The sequence below is a fragment of the Halalkalibacterium halodurans genome (genome assembly GCF_005671335.1).
In the GTDB taxonomy this organism is placed as follows: domain Bacteria; phylum Bacillota; class Bacilli; order Bacillales; family Bacillaceae_D; genus Halalkalibacterium; species Halalkalibacterium halodurans.
The window spans coordinates 1,198,206-1,213,427 of sequence record NZ_CP040441.1 but is presented as its reverse complement, the minus strand read 5'-3'; the positions used below and the strand labels follow the sequence as shown (position 1 = coordinate 1,213,427).

Sequence of the window (15,222 nt, the reverse complement as noted above, 5' to 3'; positions counted from 1 at the left end):
CGCCAGTTAAACGGGATAAAGCTAGGGTCATAGCCCCAATACGCTTTCGATTTCAACACCAACTCCGAGAGCAGTGGGTATTCACTCTCATAAGGCTTACGAACACTCATCAATCGCTTGTCTCCTTTCGCTCACTCGTATCCACCTTTACCGGTTTTCCTAATTCAATCCCTTCAAGCGTCACTTTACTCGTGTGGCCTAAAAGACGCACACCACATTTCTCTGCTTCCTGCAACGCGGCCGAGAAATGAGGATCAATATGATAGGCAGGCCTGATTTCCGTTACATCCTCACGCTGTGCTAACAGAAGAATGGCGGTTTCATAGTCACCTGATTGCTGAATCGCTGTCAGCTCCTTTACATGTTTCGTCCCACGCGCCGTAACGGCGTCAGGAAAATAGGCGACCCCCGCTTCGGATAGCGTGACGCTTTTTATTTCGAGAAGCAACTGTTTTTCTCCTTCCCTAAGCAACACATCCCAGCGTGATCCTCCATACGTAAACTCTTGTCTTACATAAGCCCACTGACACAAAGGGAGGAATTCTTGCTGTTGCAACGCTTTCGTCACAAGTTGATTCGGCAATGTCGTATCGAGGGAAACGAGAACATCTCCTTCTGGAGCTTGGCTGCAAACGACGGACCACTGCGTTTTCCGGCTCGGGTTATCTACATGCCGAAGCCATATGGATGCTTCCGGTAGTAATAGCTCCTTTAATCTCCCTGGATCGGGCAGATGTGCCACCACCTCCTCGCCTGTATCGAGGCGGGCTTCTACGATAAAACGATTCGGTCGCCTTAAAAACGTTGCGTGGTGTAACCTTGTATTAAACGGTAAAAACATCAGTGTCGCTCCTTTTCTTCCATTCAAACGTACATAGCGTGAGCCATGGATCTATCACGATGCGAAACTTTTCGCAAAATCCGAGCTTTTGATATAAACGAATTGCCGGCTCATTCCGTTCAGCTGTGGACACATATAAGGTGTTATATCTTGTTTTGACAAAAGTGACAAGGGAGCGCCCAATTCCTTTTCTTCCTTCGTTTTCGGCTACAAACAGTTTCGCAATGGTTGCTGCTGTTGATTCCTTAGCTGGTTCAACGAAGATAACACCTAAAAGCGCGTCTTTGCGCTGAACACCGTAGACTACTCCGTGAAAGTTGGCCACCTCTTCGAAAGATTCTCGTAACGGCGGGAGATGAGGATATTCAATGAGGCTCGCTTCTCGTTGATAGCTCTCAAGCTGCAATTTGTGTATCCCTTTTGCGACGGGCGGCTCCGCCACTTGTAACCTCGTAATCTCCATCATTCATCCCCCTTTCTTTTAATACAACAAAAAATGCTACAGGCATCCTCCTATAGCATCTATCATCCGCCTTTATTTTTCAAGTGTTCTACGGTTTGCGAGGGCACGTCCCGCAATAGGTAGGCGGCTCCCCACACCGGTAACTAAAGCAGCACGTTTGCCTAAGCGGCGGAGTATCCTTCTCCTTAACGGCCTCTCTTCGTTCAGCCATTCGTGTGAACGGATGTTTACGCCCATGGCCAAACAGTTGAACGTCGGCTTCATAAAACAAAAAGTGACGATCCGCTTCGACTTGCCTTTTCACCGCCTCGTTTGTCCATTCCTCGCTTTGCTGTACTAAGGAATCATACAACCAATACAGATAGCTAAAGGTATTCTCCCATAAAATTTCTTTCGGAATCGATGTTGCCTTGCAAAGCACATCCCACATTTTATCTAAATGGTTGGCAAATAGAGTGAAGAACAGCGCTTCTCTTTCTTTTTCGCGTAATTCTAATGAAATAGGATGGATGCGCTCCTCATGAAAATAAAACGTCGGAAGCCAATAAGGATCTGTCTCCTTTTCACGATACACGACGTTTTCCATAGTGGGTTGAAAGCGCACATTCCATAGGGAAAATGCATAGAGCACTGGAACCGTCATTAAATAAGCATAACGTTTGGAAAACATAGACGCTGTTACGAGGAGGTCCGGAGCCTCTAATACATCCTTCACCTCGTGCAACAACGGGACAAGACATCCTTCATCTAGCAGCTCTGTCGCCTCATACTCTTTTTTTCCATCGTTTTCAAGTTCAGCCTTAAAAGATAGGCGCAGCTTTTTCAATGCTTCTTTTTCCGCGGACGATAACAGACGAGCATCATTCATAACAGGTGGCTCGATCATGTCGCGACACCTACATCTTTCACGATACAACGCCCTTTGCCATAAGGGATACAAAGAGGTGTTCCAAACAATGGATCAGACGTAACCTGACACTCCATCTCAAATACGTGTCTTACAAGCTCACACGAGATCACTTCTTCCGGTTTTCCTTGAGCGTACACCGTCCGATCTTTTACAGCGATCAAATGGTGGGCGTAGCGACAAGCTAAATTAAGGTCATGAAGAACCATCACGATCGTACGTTTCTCTCGTTCATTTAATTCAAAAAGCAAATCCAAGATTTCAATTTGATGAGTTAAATCTAAGTATGTTGTCGGTTCATCTAATAAGATGATTTCTGTATCTTGCGCAAGGGTCATCGCAATCCACGCCCGCTGCCGCTGGCCCCCAGACAACGCATCCACCGGACGATCTGCAAGCTCTGTTAGCCTTGTCGCTTCCAACGCCTGCATCACCTTTTCCTCATCCTTAGATGTCCATTTTTTGAACAAGCCTTGATGAGGGTACCGCCCTTGTTTAATGAGCTGATATACCGTCAACCCTTCTGGCGCCTCTGGACCTTGTGGCAAAATTGCAAGTTTCGTAGCCACTTCCTTCGTGGCCAATTGCTGAATCGAAGAACCTTCTAAAAGCACTGCGCCACTTTGCGGTTTTAATAGACGAGCAAGGGAACGGAGGAGCGTTGATTTCCCACAGCCATTCCCACCAATAAGGACGGTAATTTCCCCTTTAGGAATATTGAGGTCAAGCTCCTCAATAATAATCGTATCATCGTACCCGAGGGTTAGGTTCTTCGTTTCAATCGAAAACATTGCGATCATCCTCCATGTTTCAATGGTTTAAGTTTTCCGTAATAAATACAAAATGTATGGAGTTCCAAGGACAGCCACGACTAGACCGGCTGGAATTTCCTTAGGTGCAAGCAACAAGCGACCAACAAAATCAGCAGCAACGAGCATGATCCCACCTACTAGCAAACTTAGAGGAATCATGGCTTTATGTTCAACCCCCACAATCCGTCGAACAGCATGTGGTGCTAACAACCCAATAAAGCCAATGGTTCCAACAACGGAGACACTAGCAGCTCCGGCACTGACTCCTAGCAATATCGCAATCAATCGCGTCTGCGTAACGTCGAGTCCGAGTCCCGTTGCCACGTCATCTCCATAGGCGAGCAAATCCATTTTCCGTGACAACAGATAGCCGATCGGAATCGCGATTATCGCAAACAAGGTGACAAGTTGAACATCTGTCCAACTTTTTGCATACGTACTTCCTGCTAACCACGCAAGCGCAGGTGCTACCCCTAATTGGGCTTTGACGACCATTATTTGAATGATCGCTGAACCAACGGCCGAAACGGCCACTCCCATAAGCGCTAACAAAATGGGTTCCCAATTTGAACGCCACGTGACGAGCAAAATAATCGCAATGGAAATACTGGCACCAATGATCGCAGCAAACGGTAAAAATTGAATCGAAGCAGTTGGGAACAGGACGAGGAAGATCATCGCCCCTGCTCCCCCTCCCGAAGTAATCCCGAGAACGGTCGGATCTGCTAATGGATTACGGAGCACCCCTTGCAAGAGGACACCACACAAAGCAAGAAGCATTCCGACTAGAAACGCCGTAATGATTCGCGGGACACGAAGCTGCCAAACGAACGGTGAGAAAATCTGTTTGTCGAGCCAATCTTGCAATGAAAAGAAGTTTGTTCCACCGAATGATAGAGAGACAACCAAAATGGCCACGCTAATACCAACCATGATCGAAGCAACGAGCCAATAAGGAGTCGCTACGACATGACCACCTAATCGGTTGCGACGCTGCGAATGCTTTTTTCCCGTACGATAGGCAAGATACATAAGCCACGGACCACCAATGATCGCTGTCATCGCTCCGACAGGAATCTCTCTCCCTGGCTCAATCCAGCGTGCAAGTACGTCCGCACCAACAAGGAGGACAGCGCCCCATAAAAACGAATGGAGAAACAAAGGTATATGATTCCGAACCCCCATCATTCGCACTAAATGGGGAGCGATCAAGCCAATAAAGCCAATTGGCCCAACTACACTAACGGTCGCTGCCGCAAGAAAGATCGCCACGAGCCAGCCTAACCACTTCGTACGAGCGACCGATTGACCGAGGGACGTAGCGACATCGTCTCCTAGGGCGTAAAGATCCATCGACTTTCCGAGTAACAACGCTCCAATCCATCCAGCAAAAATGAAGCCAACGGAAAATTTCACACCCGTCCAATCTAACTGAACGAGGGTACCTGATCCCCAGAGAAATAACCCGTTTGTCTCATTTTCATAAATGAGCTGCAAGCTTCCAGTAATCGATGAAAATAACATTGTGACGATCATCCCTGTCAACGCGACACGAACGGGCTCCATCGCCTTACCAACGAGAGCTAGGACGAGCAGTGCGGAGACTGCCGCTCCCATAAATGAAACGATCAGCGGGAATTGTCCAAGAACGTTCGGAACAAAAATCATCGCTGCCACGACAAACAAGTAAGCCCCGGCATTAATGCCGAGAATTCCTGCTGAGGCTAACGGGTTTTTCGTTAGCGTTTGCAACATGGCACCCGCAACGGCTAGTGCACCACCGGCGAGAATCCCCATTAACACCCTCGGAAGCCTGAGCGTGACGACGATATCTTGCACGCGACCTTCTGTCCAGACGTCGGTTACAATTTCGGAAAGCGTCAAATTCGCTTGGCCTTGAGTCACATGAATCGCACTTAACAGTAAAAGTAGGAGAAAGCCTCCTGCAAAAAGCAAGGTAGGCTTTCGTTGTTTTAAGCTACTCATGACTATTGTGTAAGGGAATCAACGAGGCGATCAACGAGTGTTTTCGCTGAAAGTGGACCGCCATATAGCCAAGCATCTCCGCCAAGGGAATATGTCCGCTCTTCCTGGACGAAATTCAGATTGGTCCAAACAGGGTTATCTGCAAGTTGATCCTCAAACACATTGTCATCTTCCTGCACAACGTAAATGAAGTTAGCATCCTCGTACTCTGGAAGAGCTTCAACATTTACTTCAGAATACCCGTACATTTCAAACGCATCTGGCTCATGGACATTTTCAAGCCCTAAGTTTTCGAGAATGATCGTTGCCATTCCATTTGGCGCAAAAATTCGAATCGCTGGCGCTTGTGGACCAGAGTAAGCCATCGCTAAAATGAATTCGTTTGATTCAAGATCAGCCTCTGCAATCGCTTCTTTTGCTTCTTCAAATTTTTGCTCCATTTCAGCTAATACGGTTGCAGCTTCATCTTCACGTTGTACGACCTTTGCAATCGTTTCAAACGTTGTCACCATTTCGTCGTATTGATTAATCGATTCATCCTCTGGATATGGTTCAAAGAATAACGTCGGAGCAATTAGGTCAAGCTCATCTTTAATCGCTTCGTGACGGAACTTTGCAGTAATGATTAAATCTGGCTCAAGAGCTGCAATTTCTTCTAAATTTGGCTCTTGACGCGTACCTACATCCACGACCTCGTCTGAGAGTCCAGCCTCAATATCAACCCACGCCTCAAAACCTTCAATATCAGCCATACCGACAGGCTGGACTCCTAAAGCTAGCAAATCTTCTGCATATGTCCACTCTAGAACAACAATTCGTTCAGGAACGTCCTCAAATTCGACCGTACCAAAGACATCCTCAACAGAGTATGGACCTGACGCTTCCGCTCCTTCATCCCCTGTCTCTTCGACTTGTTCTTGATCTCCTGCTTCTGGTTCTTCACCTTCGCTTGGTTCATTTCCTCCGCATGCAGCTAGTAGGACAAAAACGAAAGACATTGCCAATGTAAAAAGCCAACGGTTTCTCATCAATGTACTCCTCCAACTATTATATTTCTAATGTCCTGATAATGATTATCACTTACCTGATTATAAAACGAGTGAGAACAATTTTCAACAAACAAGTGAGAATCAATCTCATATTTTCTTCTTTTACCTGCGGTGAAAAATGTCATGTTTAATGAACATAGAATGGTTCCTTCTTAATCAAACGTCCTTCTCACGATTAGAAAGTTCCCTTTTCCCAGAATTGATCGTAAGTGTCATTAATCTTCTTGAGCGTTTCTCACGATTAGAAAGTTCCCTTTTCCCCCTTACCGCCTCCATGTTTTTGTTCAATTTTGTGTGAAGGTGGAAAACCCTCCCCCAATTGTGCATAGACATTTACAAAAGGGGGAGTCAACATGAGACCGAGACCATTAAAAAGGGTAAAACCCCGAAAAAGGCGCGGGCCCCTTCCATTGCGCTACGTCTTTTTATTTTCCTTTTTAATCTTTACATTTTTAACGGTGATTGGCTTTTGGCTCGTGGAACAATCGATAAGACCGACGCTTATTAGCATTGCTTCTAATGAGACAAAACTCATTGCCACATCCGTCATCAATGATGCCGTCTCGCGAAACATTGTCGATCAGCTCGACCAAGATGAGCTTTTCATCGAAAAAGGCGACAATCAAGTGCAGTTTAACACACAAATTTACAACCGACTCGTTTCCGAAGCAACGGTCAGGGTTCAGAACCACTTAAAAGCGATTGAACAAGGACTTGTCACAGACTTAAACTTGCATTCGATCTTAAATGATCAAGATGTGAAAATTACGGATGGTGGGATCATGTACACGATTCCGCTCGGGCAAGCAACCAACAATGCCCTTTTAGCCCATTTCGGTCCCCACGTGCCTGTTCGCTTCTCAACGATCGGGGAAATAAGCACCGACCTCAATTTAGAAGTCATCGATACGGGGATCAACAATACGACCCTCGCTGTTAGCTTTGATGTCATGGTTGATGCGCAAATCGTCATCCCTTTTGCGACCGCAACCGAAGCCTACGAAACGACGGTACCAATTGGCATTTTGAACATTCAAGGAGAGGTTCCTGAAATCTATTCCGAAGGGGGCGGAATGGTGTTACCAGCTGTCCCACCAAGCTCTGAAACAGGTGAAGAAGAAAGTGAATAACTGAAATAGCTCTTCTCCTAAGCGAGAAGGGCTATGTACATTTCGGGTAAGAGTCTGGAAACAAGCCAAGTTTTTCTAATGAATCATTCTTGTTTCGCATATTGTGAACATAAAGGCGGTGATACAAATGAAGAAAAACGATGAAACTTCTCGTAACCTCATTGGGCTTGATCAACAGCACTTTATCCATCCCACCTCTTCCATGCAACAACAGCAGCAGCACGGGCCTGCCCATATTTTTGTACGTGGGAAAGGTGTTTACTTGTATGACCATGATGGAAAAGCATACCTTGATGGCATGTCATCATTATGGAACGTCAATGTAGGGCACGGACGGAGAGAACTTGGAGAGGTCGCTAAAAAACAAATGGACACGCTCGCGTTCTCATCCTGCTTTGCCACCTTTAGCAATAAGCCTGCAATTGAATTAGCAGCAAAGCTGGCTCGCGTGTCGCCTCCTTCCTTGCGCGCCACCTTTTTTACGTCGGGCGGATCAGAAGCAAACGATACGGCGTTCAAGTTAGCTAGACACTATTGGAAAGTAAAAGACCAGCCGAAAAAAAGAAAAATCATTGCCCGCATGAAGTCCTATCACGGGGTCGCCATGGGAGCCACGAGCGCTACCGGGTTGAAACCGTTTCGCGATTTTGCTCCCTCGCTTGCTCCGGACTTCCTACATGTCGACCATATGTCAATAGAAGCGTTGCGAGCAATGATTGATCGAGAGGGACCTGAGACGATCGCGGCCTTTGTTTGTGAACCGATTCAAGGAGCGGGCGGTGTTCATGTGGCGCCCGATTCGTACTTGTGTGACATTCGTAGCATTTGCGATGAATACGAACTGCTGTTCATTGCAGATGAAGTCATTACCGGCTTCGGACGAACGGGAGCCTATTTTGGTTGCGATCATGCCAACATTAGCCCTGATATGATGTGCATCGCCAAAGGGATTACGAGCGGATATGCACCGCTCGGTGGTGTGATGCTGTCAAAATCATTGCACGAACAGCTAACGGTACATTCCCACGGTACGCTTTTACATGGCTATACGTATAGCGGCCATCCAACGTCTTGTGCTGTTGCCCTTAAGAACATTCAGATAATCGAGGAAGAGAACTTGATCGACCATGCAGCAACCATGGGGGAAAAGCTGCTTCTCGGCTTCCGTACCATTCAAGAGCAATATTCCGAGATTCATGACGCTCGAGGTAGAGGATTGATGGCCGCACTCGCGTTTTCTCATAACGGAAAAAACGAACCCCTCGCACCAAAGGTTGTGCAAGCGGCTGATCAGCGTGGTCTGATTTTGCGCGCCGTTACCTTTGATCAACAAGACGTGCTCGTCTGTGCCCCACCTCTAATCATCAATGAAGAAGAACTGAATCAATTGCTATCCATTCTCGAGTCCTCCGTGCAGGCTGTCGTCTCATGATTCCGTGATCATGTATAGTGACAAGTTGTTCAATCATACACTTTAACAAATGCGATAACACTATCGGAGAGCAAAGGAGGGGTTTCTTGTATTATCCATACTGGCAATTAGGGGGCACTCCGTGGTACCAGCCTCCTGTTCAGCAGCAGGCACCTCCTTATTTTCAGTTACCGCCATTGTACACTGGACCATACTCTAGCCCGTATCAGACGTCGCTTGTTCCTTACTTAACGAGACCACTACGTACACCAGAGACTCCCCAGGATCGTACTCGCACCATCATGCGAGATTTAATGACTGCTATTGATGGAGAACACCGTGCCATTCAATGCTATCAGCAAATGGCGCAACACGCCCCAACGAAAAAAGAGCAGCAGCAAATAGAGGAAATCATAACGGATGAACAGCGACACTTACGGACTTTTTCAGCACTCTATCAACAAATAACCGAAAAACAGCATGAACCGACCACCGATCAAAAAATCTCACACAACTACGAAAAAGCATTAGCGTTTGCTGTTGAAGAAGAGCAAAAGACCGTTGATTTTTATTTAGAAGTGGCCGATCATGCCCCTAATTTACAAATTCGTGAAGCATTTCAACGGGCCGCCAAAGATGAACAAAACCATGCGGTGTGGTTTCTCTATTTTTTAACGAAGCGCCTGACCTCAAAGCTCTAAAGATGAGCCTGAGGTCATTTTAATTTATTTCTCCTAAATAACCGGCGCAGAATTCTTATATGCTTTTAGGCGGGGTAGTGCGCTATTCGTGCGTCCACTCCCTATAGCTATGAGGATTCGGTTTTTCCAGCTTTTAAAAGATCATTCCATTTGCCATCGGAAAACGAAAGACAGATAATAGACATAACGATTAAAATCTAGGAGTCTATTATTATGGATACGGTTACCCATGGATTACTAGGATATGGTGTATATGCTGCCTTCAAAAAGCCCTTCATGGAAACACATAAAAAGTGGTATGCTTTGGCAAGCATTGTCGCCGCTGAAATTCCAGACATTGACGGGTTACTCTTTAACGATGGTGAGGCGTATTTGCGCATTCACCGTGGGCTTACTCATTCACTTTTGATTTCCCCACTGATGGCCGCCTTAGCTGTTGGGATCATCTATCTTGTTGCCTTTAAAAAACGAAAAGAACTTTCATGGAAATGGATTTATTTCCTTTCACTTTTTTCGGTGCTCTCCCATTTAGGAGCCGATTGGCTAACCACATGGGGGACAGGGTTGCTTGAACCGTTTGTTGACTCTCGTTATTCGTTAGGCTTTTTACCGATTGTCGATCTTCCCATTCTTCTATTCTTCATTACTGGTTTTATTCTACGTAAAAAACTAGGAACGAAAAAGGCGTTTCGCATCGTTTGGATTGCCATCTTCATGTATGTTGGCTCCCAAGGAATGCAGAATCTATGGATCAAACAACAAGTCTCCGAACAGTATGAGGAAACGGTAGTCTCTGCTAGCTTTATTCCAACTCAATTCACGGTGTTCGGCAAGAATGGAAACGTGATCGAAATTTATTCTAAAAGCTTATGGAGTGAAGGAGAAAAAACGATCATCGAGACTGTTGATGATCCGTTGATTGTGGAAAAGGTCCTGGAAGACCCTTATGCAGAAACGATCGCCTGGTTTGCTCCTTTTTATGGAATTACGTTAGATGAGAACGAACATCATGCCGTCATTTTCGATCCGCGATTTTACAATCGTGGCACCTCGATCCTTGAAACCGAAGTTCTCGTTGGTGAGAATGACTAGGCGTTTTCAAAGTAAGGGGGGATTCAAACCAATGAAAACCTTACTCCTTTAACTCCCCGTGCTGACACGTGGAGTTAATCACAGTCGCTTTTTTTGTTGCCTTGTTATCACACTTTTCTTTTATGGCGTCACGGATGGATGATCATCACTGTCATTCGTTTGGGATCTTTCAAATCATAACCTCCTTTCGAAACGAAAAAACCCATAGGGCATATTTTGCCCTATGGGTCTCTTCTTTACGATACCGCTTCTTCCTCTTTTTTAAAGAAGGTTTTCATCGCTCGGTACACGTCTCCTTTTTCTTTTAGCACGTACGAGCGGAATCGAGGGTCTTTTAGATTTTTATAAGCATTCATTAAGGTGCTGTGACGGGAGTACTGATTGACTTCACCGTAGCCAAACATGCTGGACGATTCCATTAGCTCATGCACAAGCTTAAGGCAGCGAGCGTTGTCAGACGTTAAATTGTCACCATCTGAGAAGTGGAACGGATAAATGTTGTAGCGAGCAGGATCATATTTTTCATTGATGAGCTCGAGTGCTTTCCGATAAGCGGATGAACAAATCGTCCCACCGCTCTCCCCTTTTGAGAAAAAGTCTTCTTCCGATACGACTTTTGCTTCAGTATGGTGGGCGATGAATTCAATGTCTACCGTTTCATATTTCGTACGCAAAAAGCGCGTCATCCAAAAAAAGAAACTGCGAGCCATATATTTTTCCCAACGCCCCATGCTCCCTGATGTATCCATCATCGCGAGGACAACGGCCTTTGACTCTGGGCGGACCACTTCGTTCCATGTTTTAAATCTTAGGTCATCATTGTAAATTGGTATAAGTCCAGGTCTTCCCTCTAATGCATTTCGCTTGATTGCAGATAGAATCGTTCGCCGTTTATCGATATTGCCCATCAAGCCTTTTTTGCGAATATCGTTGAACTCGATATGTTCGACGACGAGATGATCCTCTTCTTTTTGCTGCAAGTTCGGCAGCTCCAGCTCGCGAAACAACAATTCCTCCAATTCTAGAATCGACACTTCTGCTTCAAAATAGTCTTCTCCAGGCTGATCACCTGCTCCTTGGCCTTTGCCCGGTCCTTGCTGTCCAGCACTTGGATCACGGGCAATCACGTCCCCGACTTGGCTGTCTCCATCCCCTTGACCGACGTGCTTATTCTTATCATAATTGTAGCGAATTTTATATTCATCCAATGAGCGGATCGGGATTTTAATGACTTCGCGCCCATTTGACATGATGATGTTTTCTTCGCTCACAAGGTCGGGTAGATTTTTCCGTATCGCTTCCTTTACTTTCTCCTGATGGCGGCGTTGGTCTTGATAACCTTTTCGATGGAGGGTCCAATTTTCCTGTGAAACCACGAAATTATGTCGACTCCCTTTCTTCACGCGTCCAACCCCTCCTTCAATTTTGATGGTATTGACATTTTATTTTGTGGACAAATCACCAAATCTGATTCACCGTCATATGCTAATGTGGGTCACGCTCATCGTTTTTCGGAACGTGACTTACTTTATCCTATGCAAAGAAAGGGAAGAGTTGCTTATAAATTCTGACAAATCCCGTAGCAGCAGTGTTATTCTTTTTTTTAAAAAAGAAGGCCTTGATTTTGTCAAGGCTTTCTACACACACGTCCATGCCAATTTGCCAATTCACTAGCTTTTTTTACTCATTGCTTCTTTAGGAAGTTGCCTCTCTCCCATGATTGAAATCCCTATCCAATAGTGGAATATGATTAAATCGATTCAAAAGGGCCAAATGTAAACTAGGTACCCTCGCTCACTTTCGACATACACGTCAACAGGCGGTCGCAACATTTTAAACGTTATTTCTGTCCCCTGTTATGATTGGCGTTCACATCATTAGAGATCGCCTCTTGCTCCTCTATTTCTGCCATATTCCTTCATTCGACTTAAAACGAATGGCTACCGTTCTATGGCCGCCTCCATATTTTTAAGGGAATAGATTTCCGATCCTTTCGGTAAAGCTGCTAGCATAGCTACATCATGAAGCTTAATGGTACCACCATCGGCACGAACCGTTTTGCCAAAATATAATATTGGCCGCCACTTTTGTAACACTAGTTTTCGCTTGCTCTAGTCGTGATTTATATCCCTTTCTTAGAGTATAAAAAACCTCCAGCAGTCGCTGAAGGTTTCGCGTATCGTACTAATTTAAAACGCCTACTTTTGTCACAGGCCAGAAACGCACTCCTACTTTCCCGACGATTTCTTCTAACGGGACAGGGCCAAAGGCGCGACTGTCTGAGCTTCTTGGACGGTTATCCCCGAGAACAAACACATATCCATCTGGAATGGGTTCTTCCACAACAAAATCTTGCGTGTATTTTCCAGGTCGTCCTTCTTTCCATTCGTCTAAGTATGGTTCCTCGTAAGGCTCATCATTAATGTAGAGAATGTCATCTTCCATTCGAATTGTGTCCCCTGGTAAACCAATGATCCGCTTTATGTAATCATCTGTTTCCGTTGCATGAAAGACAATTAAATCAAACCGTTTCGGTTCAGAAAACTCATAGCTAAGTTTATTCACTATAAACATTTCGCCTTCATAGGCTGTTGGTTCCATCGATTCCCCACGTACCTCATAGCTTACAAACACAAATGAACGAATCAAAACCGCAAGTAGCAAAGCAATCAAGATGGCTTTTATCCATTCATTTATATCACTTTTCTTTGTATCCACAAGCAGTGCCTCCACATGTCTTTTCCTTTAATTTACCACTCTTAGGGTGAAGACACAATCTTCTTTTTTCTGAATCTCTTAATTAAGTCCTTTTGTCGGATAAGTGAACCTTCACTGGTAACGTCGTGCTTATGGAACCTAACATGTTTGCTTTTTAACAAACAAAAAGAGGCCCCTATTTGAGGGACCTAAGAAATTTTAACGGTTGAGCAGGCTGCCGACATAGCGAAGCAACTCATTAGCAGACACGGAATTGTACCCATGTTCATCGATTAAACGAGCAATGACTTCATTGATTTTCTTTAGCTGTGACTCATCTGGTGTTTTTGCGGACGTTGTAATCTTAACAATATCTTTCAAGTCAGCGAATAATTTTTTCTGGATGGCTTCACGAAGCCGTTCATGTGAGTTGTAATCAAATTTCTTCCCTTTTCGTGCATATGCCGAAATTCGAATAAGAATTTCTTCACGAAAGGCTTTTTTCGCATTTTCGGAAATACCGATCTGCTCCTCAATGGAGCGCATTAATTTTTCATCAGGCTGCATTTCCTCTCCAGTAAGCGGATCGCGGAGCTTTGATTTATTGCAGTATGCCTCCACATTATCGAGATAGTTATCCATCAACGTTTTCGCTGATTCTTCATACGAATAAACGAACGCTTTTTGTACTTCTTTCTTCGCAATGTCGTCGTACTCACGCCGCGCGATGGCGATAAAGTCCATGTAGCGTTCTTTGTCTTCTTTTGAGATCGATGCGTGCTGATCTAACCCTTCCTTGATGGAACGTAGAACATCGAGTGCGCTAATTGACGTTAGCTGCTTACGAATAATCGCAGATGAAATTCGGTTGATCACATAACGGGGGTCAATGCCGCTCATGCCTTCATCTTCATATTCTTTGCGTAACTCCTCCACATCTTGCACATTGTAGCCTTCAACCGCTTCTCCGTCATACAGTCGCATTTTCTTTAGAAGATCAACGCCTTGCTTCTTCGGCTCCTTCAGTCTCGTTAAAATCGTAAAAATCGCCGCCACTTTTAACGCATGAGGCGCAATATGAACATTAGACAGATCGCTATCCTCAATCATTTTCTCGTAAATTCGTTCTTCTTCTGACACGCGCAAATTGTACGGAATTTTCATGACGATGATCCGCGAATGGAGCGCCTCATTCTTTTTGTTGGCAATAAACGAACGGTATTCCGATTCATTCGTGTGGGCGACGATCATTTCATCCGCGCTAATGAGTGCAAACCTTCCCGCTTTAAAATTCCCCTCCTGCGTTAGGGAAAGTAGATGCCAGAGAAATTTCTCATCGCACTTTAACATCTCCTGAAATTCCATTAAGCCACGATTGGCTTTATTTAACTCTCCGTCAAATCGATATGCTCGCGGATCCGATTCTGAGCCATATTCGGCAATCGTTGAAAAGTCAATGCTACCCGTTAAGTCAGCAATGTCTTGAGATTTCGGATCAGACGGACTGAACGTACCGATCCCGCAGCGCTTATCCTCCGAGAAAAAGATCCGCTCCACGATCACATCTTCAATTCGTCCACCATACTCTTCTTGCAGACGCATCATGTTCAACGGTGATAAATTCCCTTCAATACGTATTCCGTATTCTTCATAGAAATCACGGCGTAAATGCTGAGGAATTAAATGGAGAGGGTCCTCATGCATCGGGCAGCCTTTAATCGCATACACCGCTCCCCGTTCGGTTCGAGAATAGTTTTCCAGGCCTCGCTTGAGCATTGTCACAATCGTCGATTTTCCCCCACTGACTGGACCCATTAACAGTAAAATCCGCTTACGTACATCCAACCGTTTAGCCGCGGAATGAAAATATTCTTCTACTAATTTCTCAATCGAATCTTCTAAGCCAAAAATTTGATCGCTAAAAAAGCTATATGTTTTTCGACCATCTTTCTCCTCGAAACCAGCATCTTTAATCATGTTATACACGCGGGCATGCGCCGTTTGTGCAACCCATGGTTTCTCCTTCAACAGAGCCAAATAATCCGCAAACGTCCCTTCCCACTTAAGTCGTTCTTCCTCTTCTCTGTACTGTTCGACTTTTTTTAAAATATCCATCAGGTCAACCTCCATCCG

At 45.1% G+C, this 15,222-nt stretch carries 14 protein-coding genes; 4 read left to right on the top strand and 10 right to left on the bottom strand.

The window, feature by feature from the left end:
* Positions 1–109 precede the first annotated feature (109 nt).
* From sfsA to FED51_RS05880, 6 genes are all read right to left on the bottom strand, one after another.
* Positions 110–841, bottom strand: coding sequence for a DNA/RNA nuclease SfsA (gene sfsA, locus FED51_RS05905; RefSeq protein WP_010897212.1), 732 nt, complete (start codon positions 839–841; stop codon positions 110–112).
* The gene (locus tag FED51_RS05900) at positions 825–1,304 is read right to left on the bottom strand and encodes a GNAT family N-acetyltransferase (RefSeq protein ID WP_010897211.1); all 480 of its coding nucleotides are present in this window, start codon (positions 1,302–1,304) and stop codon (positions 825–827) included. The genes sfsA and FED51_RS05900 overlap by 17 nt, the downstream gene beginning before the upstream one ends.
* Before the next feature lie 88 nt (positions 1,305–1,392).
* Positions 1,393–2,190 (bottom strand): IucA/IucC family C-terminal-domain containing protein, encoded by a 798-nt coding sequence (locus tag FED51_RS05895; protein WP_010897210.1) that lies wholly within the window; start codon positions 2,188–2,190, stop codon positions 1,393–1,395.
* Positions 2,187–3,002, bottom strand: a complete 816-nt coding sequence (locus FED51_RS05890; protein WP_010897209.1) for an ABC transporter ATP-binding protein — start codon at positions 3,000–3,002, stop codon at positions 2,187–2,189. Before FED51_RS05890 ends, FED51_RS05895 begins: the two co-directional genes overlap by 4 nt.
* Positions 3,003–3,029: 27 nt before the next feature.
* A complete protein-coding gene (gene fhuB, locus FED51_RS05885; protein WP_053431708.1) occupies positions 3,030–5,009 on the bottom strand; it encodes a Fe(3+)-hydroxamate ABC transporter permease FhuB in 1,980 nt (659 codons plus the stop codon).
* Between the two features lie 2 nt (positions 5,010–5,011).
* Positions 5,012–6,037, bottom strand: a complete 1,026-nt coding sequence (locus FED51_RS05880; protein ID WP_053431709.1) for an ABC transporter substrate-binding protein — start codon at positions 6,035–6,037, stop codon at positions 5,012–5,014.
* A 374-nt stretch (positions 6,038–6,411) separates the two neighbouring features.
* Here FED51_RS05880 and yunB point away from each other — a divergent pair, with 374 nt between their 5' ends.
* The 4 genes from yunB (at position 6,412) to FED51_RS05860 (ending at position 10,392) form a co-directional block, all read left to right on the top strand.
* Positions 6,412–7,188: a sporulation protein YunB gene (gene yunB, locus FED51_RS05875; protein WP_010897206.1), complete on the top strand. Its 777-nt coding sequence runs from the start codon at positions 6,412–6,414 to the stop codon at positions 7,186–7,188.
* Between the two features lie 127 nt (positions 7,189–7,315).
* Entirely contained in the window at positions 7,316–8,620 is a 1,305-nt protein-coding gene (locus FED51_RS05870; protein WP_053431710.1) for an aminotransferase family protein, read from the top strand.
* 86 nt (positions 8,621–8,706) lie between these two features.
* Complete coding sequence (locus FED51_RS05865; RefSeq protein ID WP_010897204.1) at positions 8,707–9,300, top strand: ferritin family protein; 594 nt, start codon at positions 8,707–8,709, stop codon at positions 9,298–9,300.
* Between the two features lie 213 nt (positions 9,301–9,513).
* Entirely contained in the window at positions 9,514–10,392 is an 879-nt protein-coding gene (locus tag FED51_RS05860; RefSeq protein ID WP_053431711.1) for a metal-dependent hydrolase, read from the top strand.
* Positions 10,393–10,628: 236 nt separating this feature from the next.
* Here FED51_RS05860 and yhbH read toward each other — a convergent pair whose 3' ends face one another.
* From yhbH to FED51_RS05845, 4 genes are all read right to left on the bottom strand, one after another.
* Complete coding sequence (gene yhbH / locus FED51_RS05855; RefSeq protein ID WP_010897201.1) at positions 10,629–11,795, bottom strand: sporulation protein YhbH; 1,167 nt, start codon at positions 11,793–11,795, stop codon at positions 10,629–10,631.
* 537 nt (positions 11,796–12,332) lie between these two features.
* Complete coding sequence (locus FED51_RS21040; protein ID WP_175414307.1) at positions 12,333–12,488, bottom strand: hypothetical protein; 156 nt, start codon at positions 12,486–12,488, stop codon at positions 12,333–12,335.
* Positions 12,489–12,576: 88 nt separating this feature from the next.
* Positions 12,577–13,110: a signal peptidase I gene (gene lepB / locus FED51_RS05850; protein ID WP_041820349.1), complete on the bottom strand. Its 534-nt coding sequence runs from the start codon at positions 13,108–13,110 to the stop codon at positions 12,577–12,579.
* A 198-nt stretch (positions 13,111–13,308) separates the two neighbouring features.
* Positions 13,309–15,204, bottom strand: coding sequence for a PrkA family serine protein kinase (locus tag FED51_RS05845; protein WP_010897199.1), 1,896 nt, complete (start codon positions 15,202–15,204; stop codon positions 13,309–13,311).
* Positions 15,205–15,222 lie beyond the last annotated feature (18 nt).